The organism is Amycolatopsis samaneae, assembly GCF_039541975.1.
Classification (GTDB): domain Bacteria; phylum Actinomycetota; class Actinomycetes; order Mycobacteriales; family Pseudonocardiaceae; genus Amycolatopsis; species Amycolatopsis samaneae.
The window spans coordinates 283,917-300,531 of sequence record NZ_BAABHG010000006.1 but is presented as its reverse complement, the minus strand read 5'-3'; the positions used below and the strand labels follow the sequence as shown (position 1 = coordinate 300,531).

Annotated in this window: 17 protein-coding genes; 8 read left to right on the top strand and 9 right to left on the bottom strand. The window is 71.1% G+C overall.

The genetic code is table 11. The annotated features are described in order from the left end of the window. The first annotated feature begins 192 nt into the window (after positions 1–192). The 3 genes from ABD987_RS18100 to ABD987_RS18090 are packed head-to-tail and all read left to right on the top strand — an operon-like array spanning position 193 to position 2,063. Positions 193–1,008 carry a TrmH family RNA methyltransferase gene (locus ABD987_RS18100; RefSeq protein WP_345394293.1) on the top strand — a complete coding sequence of 272 codons (816 nt, stop codon included), beginning with the start codon at positions 193–195 and terminating at the stop codon, positions 1,006–1,008. Between the two features lie 36 nt (positions 1,009–1,044). Further along, positions 1,045–1,662, top strand: coding sequence for a DUF2537 domain-containing protein (locus ABD987_RS18095; protein ID WP_345394290.1), 618 nt, complete (start codon positions 1,045–1,047; stop codon positions 1,660–1,662). A gap of 41 nt (positions 1,663–1,703) precedes the next feature. After that, positions 1,704–2,063, top strand: a complete 360-nt coding sequence (locus ABD987_RS18090) for an MmcQ/YjbR family DNA-binding protein (protein ID WP_345394287.1) — start codon at positions 1,704–1,706, stop codon at positions 2,061–2,063. An 87-nt stretch (positions 2,064–2,150) separates the two neighbouring features. Here the strand turns inward: ABD987_RS18090 and sepH are convergent, their stop codons facing one another. From sepH to ABD987_RS18075, 3 genes are all read right to left on the bottom strand, one after another. Beyond that, the gene (gene sepH / locus ABD987_RS18085) at positions 2,151–3,017 is read right to left on the bottom strand and encodes a septation protein SepH (RefSeq protein WP_345394284.1); all 867 of its coding nucleotides are present in this window, start codon (positions 3,015–3,017) and stop codon (positions 2,151–2,153) included. Between the two features lie 196 nt (positions 3,018–3,213). Further along, the gene (locus ABD987_RS18080) at positions 3,214–4,365 is read right to left on the bottom strand and encodes a sensor histidine kinase (protein ID WP_345394281.1); all 1,152 of its coding nucleotides are present in this window, start codon (positions 4,363–4,365) and stop codon (positions 3,214–3,216) included. Further along, positions 4,362–5,027 carry a response regulator transcription factor gene (locus ABD987_RS18075; RefSeq protein ID WP_345394278.1) on the bottom strand — a complete coding sequence of 222 codons (666 nt, stop codon included), beginning with the start codon at positions 5,025–5,027 and terminating at the stop codon, positions 4,362–4,364. Before ABD987_RS18075 ends, ABD987_RS18080 begins: the two co-directional genes overlap by 4 nt. Positions 5,028–5,174: 147 nt before the next feature. Here ABD987_RS18075 and ABD987_RS18070 point away from each other — a divergent pair, with 147 nt between their 5' ends. The 5 genes from ABD987_RS18070 (at position 5,175) to ABD987_RS18050 (ending at position 10,324) form a co-directional block, all read left to right on the top strand. Continuing rightward, positions 5,175–5,702 carry a hypothetical protein gene (locus ABD987_RS18070; protein WP_345394275.1) on the top strand — a complete coding sequence of 176 codons (528 nt, stop codon included), beginning with the start codon at positions 5,175–5,177 and terminating at the stop codon, positions 5,700–5,702. Beyond that, entirely contained in the window at positions 5,699–6,778 is a 1,080-nt protein-coding gene (locus ABD987_RS18065) for a peptidoglycan-binding protein (RefSeq protein WP_345394272.1), read from the top strand. The genes ABD987_RS18070 and ABD987_RS18065 overlap by 4 nt, the downstream gene beginning before the upstream one ends. Next, positions 6,775–7,467: an ABC transporter ATP-binding protein gene (locus tag ABD987_RS18060; RefSeq protein WP_345394269.1), complete on the top strand. Its 693-nt coding sequence runs from the start codon at positions 6,775–6,777 to the stop codon at positions 7,465–7,467. Before ABD987_RS18065 ends, ABD987_RS18060 begins: the two co-directional genes overlap by 4 nt. Continuing rightward, positions 7,464–8,672 carry an ABC transporter permease gene (locus ABD987_RS18055; protein WP_345394266.1) on the top strand — a complete coding sequence of 403 codons (1,209 nt, stop codon included), beginning with the start codon at positions 7,464–7,466 and terminating at the stop codon, positions 8,670–8,672. Before ABD987_RS18060 ends, ABD987_RS18055 begins: the two co-directional genes overlap by 4 nt. 134 nt (positions 8,673–8,806) lie before the next feature. Next, positions 8,807–10,324: an amidohydrolase family protein gene (locus ABD987_RS18050; protein ID WP_345394263.1), complete on the top strand. Its 1,518-nt coding sequence runs from the start codon at positions 8,807–8,809 to the stop codon at positions 10,322–10,324. Positions 10,325–10,327: 3 nt separating this feature from the next. Here the strand turns inward: ABD987_RS18050 and serC are convergent, their stop codons facing one another. From serC to ABD987_RS18020, 6 genes are all read right to left on the bottom strand, one after another. Next, positions 10,328–11,464: a phosphoserine transaminase gene (serC, locus tag ABD987_RS18045; RefSeq protein ID WP_345394260.1), complete on the bottom strand. Its 1,137-nt coding sequence runs from the start codon at positions 11,462–11,464 to the stop codon at positions 10,328–10,330. A 186-nt stretch (positions 11,465–11,650) separates the two neighbouring features. Next, entirely contained in the window at positions 11,651–12,997 is a 1,347-nt protein-coding gene (locus ABD987_RS18040; protein ID WP_345394257.1) for a serine hydrolase domain-containing protein, read from the bottom strand. A 141-nt stretch (positions 12,998–13,138) separates the two neighbouring features. After that, entirely contained in the window at positions 13,139–13,759 is a 621-nt protein-coding gene (locus tag ABD987_RS18035; RefSeq protein WP_345394254.1) for a response regulator, read from the bottom strand. After that, entirely contained in the window at positions 13,756–14,919 is a 1,164-nt protein-coding gene (locus ABD987_RS18030) for a sensor histidine kinase (RefSeq protein ID WP_345394252.1), read from the bottom strand. Before ABD987_RS18030 ends, ABD987_RS18035 begins: the two co-directional genes overlap by 4 nt. After that, positions 14,916–15,728, bottom strand: a complete 813-nt coding sequence (locus tag ABD987_RS18025) for an ABC transporter permease (protein ID WP_345394249.1) — start codon at positions 15,726–15,728, stop codon at positions 14,916–14,918. The genes ABD987_RS18030 and ABD987_RS18025 overlap by 4 nt, the downstream gene beginning before the upstream one ends. Further along, positions 15,725–16,564, bottom strand: coding sequence for an ABC transporter ATP-binding protein (locus ABD987_RS18020; protein ID WP_345394246.1), 840 nt, complete (start codon positions 16,562–16,564; stop codon positions 15,725–15,727). Before ABD987_RS18020 ends, ABD987_RS18025 begins: the two co-directional genes overlap by 4 nt. Positions 16,565–16,615: the final 51 nt, after the last annotated feature.

The window sequence follows — 16,615 nt, the reverse complement described above, 5'->3', positions numbered from 1 at the left end:
TCGGCCGAGGTAGCGGGAGCTCGGGTCTCCCGGGCGACAACCGTTGCACAGCATGAGAATCTCGGCTAGCGGCCAAACTGGTGCTCTCTGTCACTTCGGGTTAACGCTCCGCAAAAACCCCCCGTTCGTACCACGTCGTTCGTGACATTCGGCCCAGCGCGGGGCGCGGCAGGTGGGTGACAAACTGTGCGGGTGGCCCAGCTGATCTTCACCGAGGACCGGGACGACCCCCGGCTCGACGACTTCCGTGACCTGTCCACTGCGGACCGTCGCCCGGATCGCCCTGGTGGCAAAGGACTTGTCATCGCCGAGGGCACCGTGGTGGTCGGCAGGATGCTCGAGTCCCGTTATCCGGTACGCGCGCTTCTCGGTGTGGAACGGCGATTTCGCGAACTGGACCACGCACTCGCGCGGGTTGACGTACCGGCGTATGTGACCTCCGCGGAAACGATGGCCGAGGTCGTCGGGTTCCACCTCAACCGGGGCGTGCTCGCGGTCGCCGACCGGCCCGCGCCGCCGACCGTGGCCGAGGTCGTCGGCGGTGCCGACGTCGTCGCGGTGCTGGAAGGCGTGGGAGACCACGAGAACCTCGGTGCGCTGTTCCGCAACGCCGCCGCGCTCGGCGTCGGCGGGGTGCTGCTCGGGCCCGGCTGCTCGGATCCGCTGTACCGGCGCAGCGTCCGGGTGTCGATGGGGCACGTGCTGCGGGTCCCGTTCACCGGCGTCGACGCCTGGCCGGGCGGGCTGGATCTGTTGCGTGCTCAGGGTTTCCGGGTCGCCGCGCTGACTCCCCGTGCCGGTTCGGTTCCGCTGCGCGCGGTCCGCGAGCACGCGCCGGGCCGGATCGCGCTGCTGTTCGGCGCCGAAGGACCGGGGCTGACGGAGGAGGCGCTGGCCGCCGCCGATCTCGCGGTCCGCGTCCCGATGGCGCCCGGCGTGGATTCGCTCAACGTGGCCACCGCGGCGGCTGTCGCGTTCTACGAGCTCCAGGCCGCTGTGGCCCGCTAAGGTGACGGCACCGTCGCCACACCGGGAGCGAATGACATGGAATTGCGGGTCAAGGGCGAACGCGCGGTGCTGGCCGGGCCGGGCGGCGAGCAGGCGCGGGAGGTCGATCCGCACCGGCTCGCGATCGGGTCCGACCTCGCGCAGGCACTGCACGAGTGGGCCCGGGTCGCCTCGGCGGTTTCCCGCGCGGAGGCCGGTGCGGGCGAACCGGCTCAGGTCGTCTCCCAGCGTGGCAGGCAGCTCGCCGCGCGGCTGGCCACTGTGATGGGCACCACCGTGCGGTTCGTGGATCCGGTGACCGGCGGCGAAACCGTGGTCGAACCGCCGTCGCGGGCCCAGGCCACCCGCGCCCGGTTCGCCGAGCAGTTGTTCGGCCCGAGGGGGCGGGGCGACGAGCCGACACCATGGCTCACCGGGCTCACCGTGTCGTTGTTCGCCGCGGTGCTGGTGGTCGTCGCACTGCTCGCGCTGGCCGGGACGCTGGCGCGGGAGACCAGCAGCTGGCTCGCACTGGCCGCGACGGTCGTGGTCACCGCGGGCATCGCGCCCTCGCTGTGGCTGGGCAGGCGGGTCCCGATCGTGCGCTGGGCGGTGTTCGGCGCCGCCGCCGGGATCGTCGTCGCGTGGATCGCGGTCCTGGTCGTCGTGCTCTGACGGATCTTGGGCGAAGCGGCCCGGCCGGGGATACTGGCGCGGTGGCCGACGATTCGCTGACGAGGCTCCGGAAGCTGTGTCTCGCGCTCCCGGAAACCACCGAACGGCTCAGCCACGGCGAGCCGACCTGGTTCGTCCGGGGCAAGAAGACGTTCGTGATGTACGCCGATCGCCACCACGACGACCGGCTCGCGTTCTGGTGCCCCGCGCCGCCGGGCGCGCAGGAGGAGCTGACCGGGGCCGAGCCCGACCGGTTCTTCCGGCCACCCTACGTCGGGCACCGCGGCTGGCTCGGGGTGCGGCTGGACGTCGACGTCGACTGGGCCGAGATCGACCAGATCGTCCGTGACGCCTACCGCCTGGTCGCCCCGAAATCCCTGGTCCTGCTCCTCGACGCCTGAATTCCCGCGCGGCTCATGCGCCCCAATGTGGCGTTCGGTGCGTTGAGCGCACCCAATGCCACATTGGGGCGTTCGTCCGGGGCGATCTCAGCCGCGTTGGGTGCGGACGCCGAGCAGGACGTCTTCCCAGGACGGGACGATCGGGTGATTCTTCTTCGCCTTGCCCCGCTGCGGCTGTCCGCCCGCCGCCACCGCGTCCTCGTCCTCCGCCGGGACGCGGGGGATCTCGCGGGTGTCGTCCTCGGGGTCGTGCTCCGGCTCCGTCCGCGGTGCCTCGATCGCCTTCACTTCCAGTGCCTCCGCGGAGTCGAGTGTCGGCTGCACGGCGGGTTCGCGCGCCGGGTCCAGCGCGCGCACGGTGCGCGGCGCGCGGTAGGAGTTCGGGTTGAGCAGGCCCTCGGCGTTCTCGTCCAGCGCGTGCGCCGTCCCGCCGTGTGCTCCCGGCGAGAACGACCAGTGCGCCCGGTTGTCCGAACGACCGGCCTTCCACTGCAGCACGACGACCCAGCGGCCGTCGTCCCCGCGCCAGGAGTCCCACTTGGCCTGCGTGTAGTCGTGGCCGCGGACGCCGAAGGCGTAGGCGATCACCTCGCCGAGCGTCTGCACGTCGGGGCCGTCCTCGCGGACCGGGTGCGCGCTCTGCGCGAGTTCGGCGGTGCGGGACCGCTCCAGCAGGACGGGGTAGGCGAACCGCTCGACGCGCTGCACCGGCACCCCGGCACTGCTCGCCACCTGCTCGACGGACTCACCGGCGCGGATTCGCGCCTGGATCTCGCGTGGCCGCATCTGGCTCTCCAACTCGATCTCGATCTGGCCCAGCCGGGTGATGTCACCCCTCGCCGCCGCGCGCAGTCTCTCATCGGCTGGGAGCAGAAAGCGCGTACGGCTCGCCGGGTCTTCGCACACGATGGACTTCCCGTCCTCGTGCAGCCCGACCACCCGTAGCGCGCGCATTGTTCGCCTCCCCGATTCTTCACCTTTGTGGGTGCTCACGTTAGAACGGCGCGTCGGCTTGACGCGCGAGGCGCGCCGAGTCAACACCGATCTGTTTCACTCTTGATCTTGATGTCACGTATCTTCGGCCACCGTAGCGAAAACCGCAGGTGTGACGCGCCGGACACGGTGCGTCACGAACGGGTGTACTTCGTGGTCAGCCGGGCAGCCGGACGTCGACCGTCAGCCCGCCGCGCGGATTCGCCCGCGCGCTCGCCGCGCCGCCGTGCGCCTCGGCCACCGAGCGCACGATCGACAGCCCCAGCCCGGCGTGTGCCGCCGAGCCGGTGCGGTCGGTACCGCGCCGGAACGGCTCGAACAGCTCCGCGGCGGTGCCCGCCGACACCTGCTGCCCGCAGTTACGCACTGTCAGCGCGGGGGTGCCGCTGACCTCCACGTGTACCCAGCCGTCGCGGACGTTGTAGTCGATCGCGTTGCTCACCAGGTTCGTCACCAGCCGTTCGAGCAGCACCGGATCGCCGGGGACGGTCCGTCGCCGCAGCCGGGTCTCCACGGTCACCCCCGCCTCCTCGGCCTGCGCCGACGTCGCCCGGACCACCGAGCGCACGACCTCGTCCAGCCGCACCGGTGTCCGGGACGTCAGGCCGCGGTCGCTGCGCGCCAGCACCAGCAGGCCCTCGATCATCCGCTCGCTGCGCTCGTTGGTGTGCAGCAGGTGCGCGCCGAGCCTGCGCAGTTCCGGGGACACTTCCGGGTCCGCGAGCGCGACCTCGACCAGCGTGCGCTGCACTGCTAGGGGCGTCCGCAGCTCGTGGGAGGCGTTGGCGACGAACCGTTTCTGGCTGTCGAACGATTCGGCGAGCCGGTCGAGCATGCCGTCGAAGGTGTCCGCGAGGTCCTTGAGCTCGTCGTCCGGGCCTTCGTGGTTGATCCGCCGGTCGAGCTTGCCCGCCTCCAGCTTCCGCGCGGCCGAGGTGATGTCGTGCAGCGGGCGCAGCGCCCTGCTCGCCATCAGCCAGCCGAAGAACACCGCCAGCGCGGCCGTGACCAGCAGCGCGATCGCCGAGCCGAGCACCAAAGTGGACAGTGTGGAGCTGCGGTAGTCGGTGGCGATGTCGGTCGCCACCCCGGCCACGGCTCCGGGCCGGTTGAGGTCAAGCGTCGTCGCCGGGAGTGCCACGCCCGCCGGCATGCGGGCGAGCGCGGTGGTCGCGAACTGCGCCGGTTCCGGCAGCGACCCGCCGACCAGCAGGTAGTTGATCACCAGCAGTGCGACGCCCGCCAGCAGGAACAGCCCGCCGTACAGCGCGGTCAGCCGGGTGCGCACCGACAGCCGGACGCGCCTCACGCGGTTCCCCCGAACCGGTAACCCGCGCCGGGCACGGTCTCGATGACCGGCGGCTCGCCCAGCTTGCGCCGCAGCGTCATCATCGCGACCCGGACGGCGTTGGTGAACGGGTCGGCGTGCTCGTCCCACGCCTTTTCCAGCAGGTCCTCGGCGCTGACCACGGTGCCGTTCGCGCGCATGAGCACCTCCAGCACCGCGAACTCCTTCGGCGACAGCGGCAGGAAGCGCCCGTCGCGGGAGGCCTGGTGCCGGGGCAGGTCGAGCACGACGCCGTCGCCCTCCAGCACCGGCGGCAGCGCGGGCCGGGCCCGCCGGGACAGCGCCTGCACACGGGCGACCAGTTCGGCGAAGGCGAACGGCTTGGTCAGGTAGTCGTCGGCGCCGAGCCCGAGGCCGCGGACCCGGTCGGTGATCTCGGCGGCCGCGGTGAGCATCAGCACCCTGGCCTCGCCGCCCGCGGCGAGCACCGCCGCGCAGACCTCGTCGCCGTGCACCTTGGGCAGATCACGGTCGAGGACGACGACGTCGTAGCCGTGCACGCCGACTCTTTCCAGCGCCTGTTCCCCGTCGTAGCAGACGTCGACCGCCATCGAAAAACGGCGCAGTCCTTCGGCGATCGAATCCGCGAGCAACCGCTCGTCCTCCACTACCAGCACACGCACACCGGACAGTGTGCACCGCGGGGACATAAGCACCGGATAAACAACTTCGCTTACCGCGCGGAAATCACCCGGCCCGTAGAAATCCGCTCCGAGGCGGGTCCGGTTCGTCGGGGGCCGGATCCGCCCACGACCGAAAGGAAGTGACGAATGAAAGCGCGGATGGCGGTTCTCGGTGCCGGGGTGGCACTGGCCTTTCTGACCGGGTGTTCCTCCGGTGACGGTGGTGCGAAGGTCGCCTCGATTTCGACGCCGCCGAAAAGCGGGAGCCAGGCGCCCGCGGCCAACAACGGGGGAAACGCCGACAAGGCCGCGGACATGGACGCGATGCGTGCCTACGCGAAGTGCATGCGTGAACACGGCGTCGACATGCCTGACCCGACGGACGGCGGGATGATGTCTCTCCCTGCGATGCAGCCCGGCGACACGAAGATGGAGGCCGCGACCACGGCCTGCAAGAAGCTCCTGCCCAACGGCGGCGAACCCAAGAAGCTGACGCCGGAGGAGCTGGACAAACAGCGCCAGCAGGCCAAGTGCATGCGGGAGCACGGGGTGAACATGTCGGATCCCAACCCGGACGGCGGCGGCCAGGGCATCTCGATCGACGCGAGTGACGGGAAGTTCGAGGAGGCGGCGAAGGCCTGCGGGCTCGGGATCGGGATGTCGGCGTCGAAATGAACCAGCACAGGACTCGCCGCCGGACGCGCTGGTTCGTCGCCGCGGCGGCCGCTGTCGTGGTGCTCGGCACGACGGCGGTGGTGATCATGACCCAGGTCGCCTCCGGCAGCACCGGCGCGGCGCCGCCGCCCAAGCCCGTCGCGACGGCGGAGGTGGTCAAGACCGACCTGAGCGAGGAACAGGACGCCGGCGGGCAGCTCGGGTACGGGAAGGAAACCCCGGTGGCGGGCCGGAAGAACGGCACGGTCACCGCGCTACCGTCCACAGGGGACGTCATCGGCCGGGGAAGGCCGGTGTACCAGGTGGACGCCAAACCGGTCCCGCTCTTCTACGGGAGCCTGCCGTTCTACCGGGAGCTGTCCGACGGCGTGAGTAACGGGCCCGACGTCAAACAGCTCGAAGAGAACCTGGCGGCGCTCGGATTCGGCGGATTCGGTACCCCGGACGAGAAGTTCACTTGGGCCACCGCCGCGGCGGTGAAGCGGTGGCAGAAGTCGCTCGGGCTCGACCAGACCGGGACCTTCGGCCAGGGCGACGTCGTCCTCGCACCGGGTGAGATCCGCGTGTCGTCGGTGTCCGCGCAACTCGGTGGCCCCGCCACGGGCGACGTGCTCAAGTACAGCGGCACCGGGCGGGTGGTCGAGGTCAAGCTCGACGTCGCGAAGCAGAATCTCGCCGCGAAGGACGCGAAGGTGTCCGTGGTGGTCAACGGCCGCACGACGACCGGCACGGTCACCGAGGTCGGCCGGACCGCCGAGACCGGCAAGGACGCGCAGGGCCAGGACGACGGCAAGCCGAAGGTGATCGTCCGGGTCGCACTGGACGACCCCGGCGTGGCCGGCGCGCTCGACGCCGTCCCGGTGAGCGTCCGGTTCACCAAGAACGTCCACAAAGGAGTCCTCGCGGTCCCGGTCGGCGCGCTGCTCGCGCTCGCGGAGGGCGGCTACGCCGTCGAGGTGGACGAAAACGGCAAGCGCAGGCTGGTCGCGGTCAGGACCGGGCTGTTCAGCGGGGGCAAGGTCGAGGTCGGCGGGGACGGACTGGGTGCGGGTATGCGGGTGGTGACCACGTCATGACACCGGTACTCGCCGTCCACGAGGTTTCGCGGACCTATCCCGGTGGTGTCACCGCGCTGCACGACGTCTCACTGTCCCTTTCGGACGGTGAGATGGTCGCGATCGTCGGGCCGTCCGGGTCCGGGAAGTCCACGCTGTTGCAGCTGATGGGGACCCTCGACCGGCCGAGCACCGGCCGGATCGAGATTCACGGGAACGACGTCGCCGAGCTGCCCGATCGCAAGCTCTCGGCGCTGCGTGCACGGTGGATCGGGTTCGTGTTCCAGCAGTTCTTCCTCAGCGAGGGGGTCAGCGCGGTGGACAACGTGTGCACCGGGCTGCTCTACAGCGGTGTGCCGAAACGGAAACGCCGGGAGAAAGCGCTTGCCGCGCTGGACAGGGTCGGGCTGGCCCACCGGTCCTCGCACTTTCCCGGCGAGCTGTCCGGCGGGGAGCGGCAACGGGTCGCGATCGCGCGCGCCGTGGTCAACACCCCGCCGATCCTGCTCGCCGACGAACCGACCGGGAACCTGGACACCGGCAACGGCGCGGCGGTGCTCGGCCTGCTGGGCCGGCTCAGCGCGGACGGCACCACGATCGTGGTCATCACGCACGACCGCGAGATCGCCGCCGGGATGCCGCGGCGGATCGAGATCCTCGACGGCGCGCTGCGGCTGGACACCGGGGCGACGGCGGGGGCGCTCAGGTGAGCGCGCCCGTCGCGCCGCCGCCCCCGGTGCGGCTCGGTCCCTCGGACGTCGTTTCCCTCGGCGCGCACGGGATGCGTACCCGGCCGGTACGCGCGGTGCTGTCGGCGCTCGGCATCGCGATCGGGGTCGCGGCGATGGTGGCCGTGCTCGCGGTCCCGGCGTCGGCCTCGAAAGCGTTGCAGGACAGGCTCGCCGCGATGGGCACGAACCTGCTCACGGCGGGGCCGGGGAAGACGTTGTTCGGTAAGCAGGCGAAACTCCCCGACGGCGTCATCCCGATGGTCAGGCGGATCGCCCCGGTCACCGGCGCGGTCGAGACCGGCCGCGTCGAGGCGAAGGTGCGCCGCAACGACCACATCCCGAAGGACGACACCTCGGGTCTCGCGGTGCTCGCCGCGCATCCGGACCTGCTGCCGGTGCTCGGCGGCACGGTGCGCTCCGGGGAGTTCCTGACCCCGGCGAACCAGCGGTACCCGGTGGTGGTGCTCGGTTCCGAGGCCGCCGCCCGGCTCGGCGTCGACCACGTCGACCCGGCGCGCCCGCCGCGGGTGCTGATCGGCGACGCCTGGTTCACCGTGGCCGGAGTGCTCGGCCCGATGCCGCTGGCGCCCGAGGTCGAGCGCGCGGTGCTGGTCGGCTGGGAGGCCGCGAGCACGCTGCTCGGCTTCGACGGGCACGCCGGCACCGTGTACGTCCGGGCGCAGGAGTCCGAAGTGGACACCGTGCGGTCGGTGCTCGGCGCGACGCTGAACCCGGCCGCGCCCAACGAGGTCGAGGTGCGGCGCCCCTCCGACGCGCTTGCCGCGCAGCAGCTGACCAGGAGTACCTACGACGCGCTGTTCCTCGGCCTCGGCGGGGTCGCGCTGCTCGTCGGCGGGGTCGGGGTGGCCAACACGATGGTGATCTCGGTGCTGGAACGCCGTCGCGAAATCGGGCTGCGGCGGGCACTCGGGGCCACGAAACGGCAGATCCGCGGCCAGTTCCTCGCGGAATCGGTGCTGCTGTCCGGACTCGGCGGGCTCGTCGGCGTGCTGATCGGTGTCGCGGTCACCGCCGGGTACGCGCTGAGTCAGGGCTGGCCCGCGGTGCTCCCGCCCGTCGCGCTGGCCGGCGGGGTGGTCGTGTCCGCCGTCGTCGGCGCCGTCGCCGGTGCCTATCCCGCCATGCGCGCCGCCCGCCTGCCGCCCACCCAGGCCCTCGCCTGACCTTCCGTGGGGTTCTCGCCGAGTGCGTTCGGGGGAACCCCACGGGATCGTGCGAAATTCAGCACGATGGAGGTCCCCCGTCACGTACGGGCCCGGTTCAATGGGAAAGGGGATCTTGCTGAAAGGTGTGGCCCGTGGTGGCGTGCGAGGTGGGCAGGCGTGACTTTCTGCGCTGGCTGGCGATGAGTGGTACCGGTCTCGCGGCGGCGGGGGTGGCTCCGGCCCTGTTCGCGCAGGAGGCCGCGGCCGAAGGCTCCGACGTCGTCGTGCTGACGCCGGTGACGTTGATCGACGGGACCGGTGCCCCGGCCCGGGCCGAGGTCGCGATCGTGCTGGTCGGTGACCGCGTCGCCTGGATCGGGGCGCCCGGGGATCTGCCGCCGACCGAGGGTGCCGTGGTGCTCGACGGTCGCGGCAAGTACGTCGTTCCCGGCCTGTGCGACATGCACACCCACGGGGCCGACGTGGCCGTTTTCCCGCCGCTGCACGTGGTCAACGGCGTGACCACGACCCGCGAGATGTGGGGTTACCCGGAGAACCGGGCGATCCGGGACCGGATCGAACGCGGGGAACTGCCCGGTCCCCGGATCGTGCTCGCCAGCGGCATCGTCGACGGGCCGGTGTCACTGCTGGACGCCCCGGTCGTCCATGTGTCCACAGAGGACGAAGCGAGGGCGGCCGTGCGCGCCGCGAAGGCCGAGGGCGCCGAGTTCGTCAAGGTCTATTCGTACCTGGGCCGGGACACCTTCGGCGCGATCGCCGACGAGTGCGGGCGGCTGGGGCTCCCGTTCGGCGGGCACTGGCCGTATCGCGTCAGCATTCCCGAGGCCAGCACCGCCGGCCAGCACAGTTTCGAGCACATGTACGGGATGGGGATCCACACCTCGGCCCGGCGGGACCAGTTCCTCGCGCGGCTCGCGGGCGAACCGTTCGACCCGGCCGCGCCACGCGCGTTCTACAACCTGGTCGCCCGGCTCGACCGTGAGGGCACGCTCAGCCACAGCCCCGCCCGCGCGCGGGCGCTGTACGAGCTGTTCGTCCACAATGGATCGTGGTTGTCCCCGACGCTGAGCGTGAACCGGGTCATTTCCCTGCCCGCGGAAACCTACGCGCACGATCCCCGCCTGCGGTACGTCCCGCCGTCACTGCGGGACTACTGGAAGGACCGCATCAAGGTCTTCGCGCCGTCCACCCCGCAGGAAATCGCCGAGCAGGAAGCCTATTTCCACGCACTGCTCGGGCTGGTGGGCGACGCCTACCGCGCGGGCGTCGGCCTCATCGGCGGTACGGACTGCCTGAATCCCTATGTGTTCCCCGGGTTCAGCCTGCACGACGAACTCGGGTTCCTCGTCGAGGCGGGCCTGCCGCCGATGCGGGCCCTGCAGGCGGTGACCCGCGACGCGGCGCGCTATCTGGGCAAGGAGGACACCCTGGGGACGGTCACCGTGGGCAAGGCCGCCGATCTCGTGCTGCTCGACGCGGATCCGCTGGCCGACATCGGCGCGGTGCGCCGGATCGACACGGTGATCACCCGCGGCAAGGTCCTCGGCCCCGCGAAGCGGAAGAAGATGCTCGCCGACGTCGAAGCGGCCGCACAGAACGGTGCCCCGGCCGCGAGGGCCGGGGCACCGATGCGTGGCTGCTGTTGCTGAGGGTCAGGAAAGCCGCTCGACGACGTACTCGACGCTCTGCGTCAGCCTGCTGATGTCGTCCGGGTCGATCGCCGGGAACAGGCCGACGCGCAGCTGGTTGCGGCCCAGCTTCCGGTACGGCTCGGTGTCGACGATCCCGTTGGCGCGCAACACCTTCGCCACCGCGGCGGCGTCGACGTCGTCGGTGAAGTCGATGGTGCCCACGACCTGGGAGCGCAGCGCGGGGTCGGCCACGAACGGCGTCGTGTAGGCGGTCTTCTCGGCCCACTCGTACAGCCGGGTCGAGGAGTCCTTGGTGCGCGCGGTGGTCCAGTCGAGGCCGCCCTGGCCGAGCATCCACTCGATCTGGTCGGCGAGCAGGAACAGCGTCGAGACCGCCGGGGTGTTGTAGGTCTGGTCCTTGCGCGAGTTGTCCAGCGCGGTGGTCAGCGAGAGGAACTCCGGCACCCAGCGGTCGCTCGCGCCGATCTCGCCGATCCGCTCGACCGCGGCGGGCGAGGCCAGCGCGATCCACAGGCCGCCGTCGGAGGCGAACGACTTCTGCGGCGCGAAGTAGTAGACGTCGAAGTCCTCGGCCTTGACCGGCAGGCCACCGGCGCCGGAGGTCGCGTCGATCGCGATAAGCGCGTCGTCGCTGGCTGTGATGTTGTCGGGACGGCGCACCGGCACCGCGACGCCGGTCGAGGTCTCGTTGTGCGCCCAGCCGACCAGGTCGGCGCCGGGCTGGTAGGCGATCTCGGGCGCGCTGCCCGGGTCGGCCTTGACCACGATCGGGTCGGCCAGGAACGGCGCGCCCTTGGTGACGTTCGCGAACTTCGAGGAGAACTCGCCGTAGGTGAAGTGCTGGGCGCGCTCGCGCACGAGGCCGAAGGCGGCGGCGTCCCAGAACGCGGTCGTCCCGCCGTTGCCCAGGATCACCTCGTAGCCCTCGGGCAGGGAGAACAGGTCGGTCAGGCCCGCGCGGACGCGCCCGACGAGGGACTTGACCGGCTTCTGGCGGTGGGAGGTGCCCAGGTAGGTGGAACCGGAAGCCGCCAGCGCGCTCAGCTGCTCGTCGCGGACCTTCGACGGTCCGCAGCCGAAGCGGCCGTCAGCCGGCTTGAGCTCTGCGGGGATGGTCAACTCAGCTGCGTCGGTCATGTGCGCAGTCTCTCAGGCGGGGCCGCCCCCGCCCTCCCCGGTACCCAACCTGTTCACCATGTGGACACCGCGAATCCCACATTGCGGCACATGTGCGCCCAAACGGGCGCGCAGGTCCCACGCTTACGCCTCGCCTGGTTCCCAGTAGGTGAGAAACGAGTCGGGCGTGGGATCGGCGCGGCCGGGTCAGCGCCAGCCGTCGGGGTCGACGCCGCCGGGGATCGGGGCGGCCGGGTCGTACGCCGTCCGGGTGAAGATGAACGTCGCCAGGTCGAGGTGGTTCGGGACGCCCTCGGCGGTACGTCCCACGGTGAGCGTTTCGCCGGTGTAGTAGCCGTCGAGGCCGAGCCAGGTGTCCTCGCCGTCCGGGCGGAACCGCGACGCGCGCCCGGCGCCGTTGACCGGGGACAGCGAGAAGCAGCCGTCCGGCAGCAGCCGCAGGTGATACGGCGTCGGGCCCCAGTGCCACAGGCCGGTCAGCTCCAGCAACTTCGGGTCCACAGTGGACGGCTGCCACTCCTCGGGGAGCGCGGGCTCCAGTTCCTCGGTCATGGTGATCAGGTCGAGGCTCAGCTGGGTGATGCCGACGCCACCGGTCGAGTTCGTCAGCACCAGTGAGCCGACGCCGGTGTCCGGGTTGATCAGCGAGCACGCGAGGAAACCGGGCATCGATCCGGTGTGCCCGGTCAGCCGCCGTCCCTGGTAGCGCAGCGCCATCAGGCCGAGCCCGAATCCGGTCGTCCACGAGTCGCCGTCGTCGACGGTGACCATGGTCCGCATCTCGGCGATGGTCTCGGGGCTCAGCACGCCGTCGCCGTTCCCGCCGAGGAAGGCGGTCCAGCGGCCGAGGTCGGTGACCGTCGCCCACAGCTGCCCGGCCGGGGCCATCGCGCCGGCGTCCGGCGACGGCTCGGGCAGCAGCAGATCCGCGAACGGGTGCACCGCGAACCCGTCCGCGTGCCTGCCCTCGGGGTGCGGCGTGGTGCGGGACATGCCGAGCGGGCCGAGGACCTCGCTGCGCAGCACGGTGAGCCAGTCGGTTCCGTGCTTGTCGGCGAGCAGCTCGCCGAGCACGCCGTACCCGAGGTTGGAGTAGTGGAACTTCGCGCCGGGCCGCAGTTTCGTCGTGTCGGCGTCCAGGGTCCCGAGGAGCACCTCCCAGTCCGAGCCCAGCGTGCGTTCCCACCACAGGCCGGGCGACTCGGCGGTCAGGCCGGAGGTGTGCGAGAGCAGCTGCGCGATGGTCGCGGCGCCGAACGGGGTGCCGGGAAGGTGGCGTTCGAGCGGGTCGTTGAGGTCGAGCGCGCCTTCGTCGCGCAGCCGCAGGACGGCGGTGGCGACCATCGTCTTGGTGATCGACCCGAGCCGGTACTGCGTGTCGTCGTCCGGCCGCGCGTCGCCGACCCGGCCACGCGCGCCGGACCAGACGATCGACCCGTCACGGACGACGGCGGCGACCAGGGACGGGGCACGGCAGGTGGCCTGCTCGTGCGCGACGCGGCGCAGCAGGGCGAGTTCGGTCGAGGCAAGCATGACCAGCATTCTGCCCGAGCCGACCCTCCAGGTACGCGAGTCGTCCGTCCAGGTACGCGAGATCGCCGCTCAATCACGCGAGTTACGCCTTCAATCACGCGAGATCGCTCTCCGAACACGCGAGTTCGCCGTCCGTACGCCTCAGCCGAGCAGGCCCCGCGCCATCGCCGTGGTCACCGCGGCGGTGCGGTCGGACACGCCGAGCTTGCCGAACACCCGCAGCAGATGCGTCTTCACCGTGGCCTCGCTGATGTGCAGCGCCCGCCCGATGTCCGCGTTCGTCCCGCCCTTCGCGACCAGCCGCAGCACCTCCGCCTCCCGGGCGGACAACGGCGGCGGCTCCGGGTTCCGCACCCGGTTGACCAGCTTCCCGGCCACCGACGGCGCCAGCACCGTCTCGCCCCGTGTCGCCGCCCGGATCGCCCCGGCCAGCTCGGTGCGCGACGCGTCCTTGAGCAGATACCCGGACGCGCCGGCCTCGACCGCGCGCAGGATGTCCGCGTCCGTCTCGTAGGTGGTCAGCACGACGACCCGCCGTTCCGGCGCCTGCCGCAGGATCTTCCTGGTCGCGCCGACCCCGTCGAGGCCGGGCATCCGCAGGTCCATCAGGATCACGTCCGGCTGCTTGACCCGGTCGAGTGCGACGGCCTCGTCACCGGAGCCCGCCTCCCCGACGACGGTGAGGTCCGGTTCGACCTCGAGCATCCCGCGCAGTCCCTCGCGCACCACGGGATGGTCGTCGACCAGCATGATCCGGATCACGCGGGCACCTCCAGCTCCACGTCCGTCCCCTTGGAATGTCCACTGCGGACGCTCAGCCGCCCGCCGATCTGCTCGGCGCGGGACCGCATCCCACGCAGGCCGAACCCGTCCGCCGGGGCGGCGGGGTCGAAGCCGGTGCCGTCGTCGTGCACCAGCAAGCGTACCCATCCGTCCACAGCGGACACCCGGACCAGCACCGAGGACGCCGACGCGTGCTTGCGCACGTTGGTCAGCGCCTCCTGCGCGGAGCGGAGCAGGACCACCTCGACGGCCGTCGGCAGTGTCGGCAGTGGACTGTCCACTTCGTACGAAACGGCCATGGTGTGCTCCTCGGCGAGCCGATCGAGCAGGCGGCGCAACGCCTCCTCCAGTGAGCCCGCCGTCAGGTCGGCGGGGGCGAGCGCCGCCACCATGGCCCGTGCCTCGCCGAGGTTCTCCCGCGCGGTGCGCGCGGTGAGTTCGAGATGCCGCCTCGCCGCGGCCGGGTCGGTGTCCAGTTCGGACTCGATCGCCTGGGTGAGTGCGACGATGCTGGCGAAACCCTGTGCCAGCGTGTCGTGGATCTCGCGGGCCAGCCGCTCGCGCTCGGCGGCGGTGCCCGCTTCCCTGGACAGCCGGGCGACCTCGGCCTGGCTGGTTTCGAGCCGGGTGATCAGCTCCGCGCGGGCGCTGCTTTCCTCGATGATCCCGGTGATGTAGCGGCCGGTGAGCATGCTGAAGAAGAGGAGGATCACGATCATCGGCACCAGGAAGCGCAACACCGGCGGCTCGATCCCCTGGCGGGTGATCGAGGCGACCGGGCTCAGCACGATCGCCACCGAGGTGAGCCCGGCGGCCGGTTTGAAGTCCAGCGTCATGTACACCAGCGGGCAGACGATGAACAGGCCGAAGCTCGCCGTGGAGTCGGCGAACATGGCGACGGCGATGAGCAGCAGGATGACCCCGGCGAACAGCCATCGCCGGGTGTCGCTTCCTTCGCGGAAGAGGGAGCGGCGTCCTTCGAGCAGGTAGGCGAGCGCGATCCCGGTGAGCGCGGCGCCCGCGACCAGCTTGGCAGCGGGCGCCGCGTCGTCGAGCAGGACGTACACCAGGGTCCCGGCGTAGGCGATGCAGAACACGACGTCCCACAGCCAGTGGAACCGCTGCCAGGCCGGCCTCATCGGCTCTCGTTCGTCCACCGGAACGTCAGCTTCGCCAGCAGCAGCCCCGCCACGCACCAGGCGCCGAGCACCAGCGCCACCATCGGAAGTTCCCATGTCCCCGCCATTTCCTGCGCCGCGGCCTCCGGGGGCAGGAACACCGAACGGAATCCCTGGCAGACCCACTTCAGCGGAAAGACCGACGCGACGTAGACCATAACCTTCGGCAGGTTCGTGATGGGCGTGACGAACACCCCGGACATGAACTGCAGCACCAGGTACACCAGGTTGACCAGCGCCACGACGCCCTGGGTCGAGCGGGCCACCGAGCTCATCACGATGCCGAGCAGCGTGCACGACACGATGCCGAGCGCGAATACCCAGGCCAGCGTCAGCCACTGGGCGGGCTCGGACGGCAGGTGCAGCTTGAACATCAGCACCGCCACCGTGATCATCAGGACCGACTGGAACGCGCTGGTCACCGCGACCAGCACCATCTTGCCCACGAAGTACGAGCCCGCCGACATCGGCGTCCCGCGCAGCCGCTTGAGCGCGCCGGTTTCGCGGTCGCTGGCCAGTCCGATGCCCATGCTGTTGAACGACGTCGAGACGATGCCCGCGCCGATCATGCCCGCGGCGAGCAATTGCCCGGAGCTGATCGACGCCTGCGCGGTCGGACCGTCCAGAATGGACCCGAGCAGGATCATCAGTATCGCGGGCAGGGAGAAGGTGAAGATCACCTGTTCCTTGTTGCGGAAGAACTGCCGCAGCTCCGCGCCGCCGCGGAGCAGGCCGAGCGAGAACGTGCCGGGCAGGGCGAGCGTGGTCATTCAGTGTCTCCGATGAGGTCGAGGTAGATGTCTTCCAGGCTCGGCCTGGTCACGGTCAGCTCACCGAGCTCCCCACCCCCAGCGGAGAGCTCGGTGACGAGCTTGGTCGGGTACGCGGTGCGCTCGACGTGCTCGCCGCGGTGGTCGACCCAGCGCACGGTCGCCTCCGCGCCGGCACGCCCGCCGAGATCGCGCGGGGTGTCCTCGGCGACGACGCGGCCGTGGGCGAGCACCGCGACCCGGTCGGCGAGCGCCTCGACCTCGTCGAGGTAGTGCGTGGTGAGCAGGATCGTGGTGCCCTCGCCGGCGAGTCCGGCGATCAGCGCCCAGAACCGGCGGCGGGCCTCGGGGTCGAACCCGGTCGTCGGTTCGTCGAGGAACAGCAGTTCCGGGCGGCCGACGATGCCGAGCGCGACGTCGACCCGGCGCCGTTGCCCACCGGACAGCGACTTCACCCGGGTGCCCGCCTTCTCGGTCAGCCCCACCTTCTCGATCACTTCCTCGGGATCGCGCGGATTCGGGTAGTACTTCGCGAAATGCCGCACGGTCTCGGCGACGGACAGCTCGGCCGCGTCGGTCGCGGTCTGCAGCACGATGCCCAGCCGCGCCCGCCAGGCCCGCCCGGCGCGGCCGGGGTCCTCGCCGAGCACGCTGACCTCGCCCGCGGTCCGGTCCCGGTGTCCCTCCAGGATTTCGACGGTCGTCGTCTTCCCCGCGCCGTTCGGCCCGAGCAGCGCGAACACCTCGCCGCGCCGGATGTCGAGATCGAGTCCGGACACCGCGACGTGCCCCGGGTACTCCTTGCGCAGGCCGCGCACGCTCACTGCTGTGGTCATGGTTCGAGTCTGTCGCCGGGGCGGGGGTGCGCGGGACGTCCGGGAAGTGGA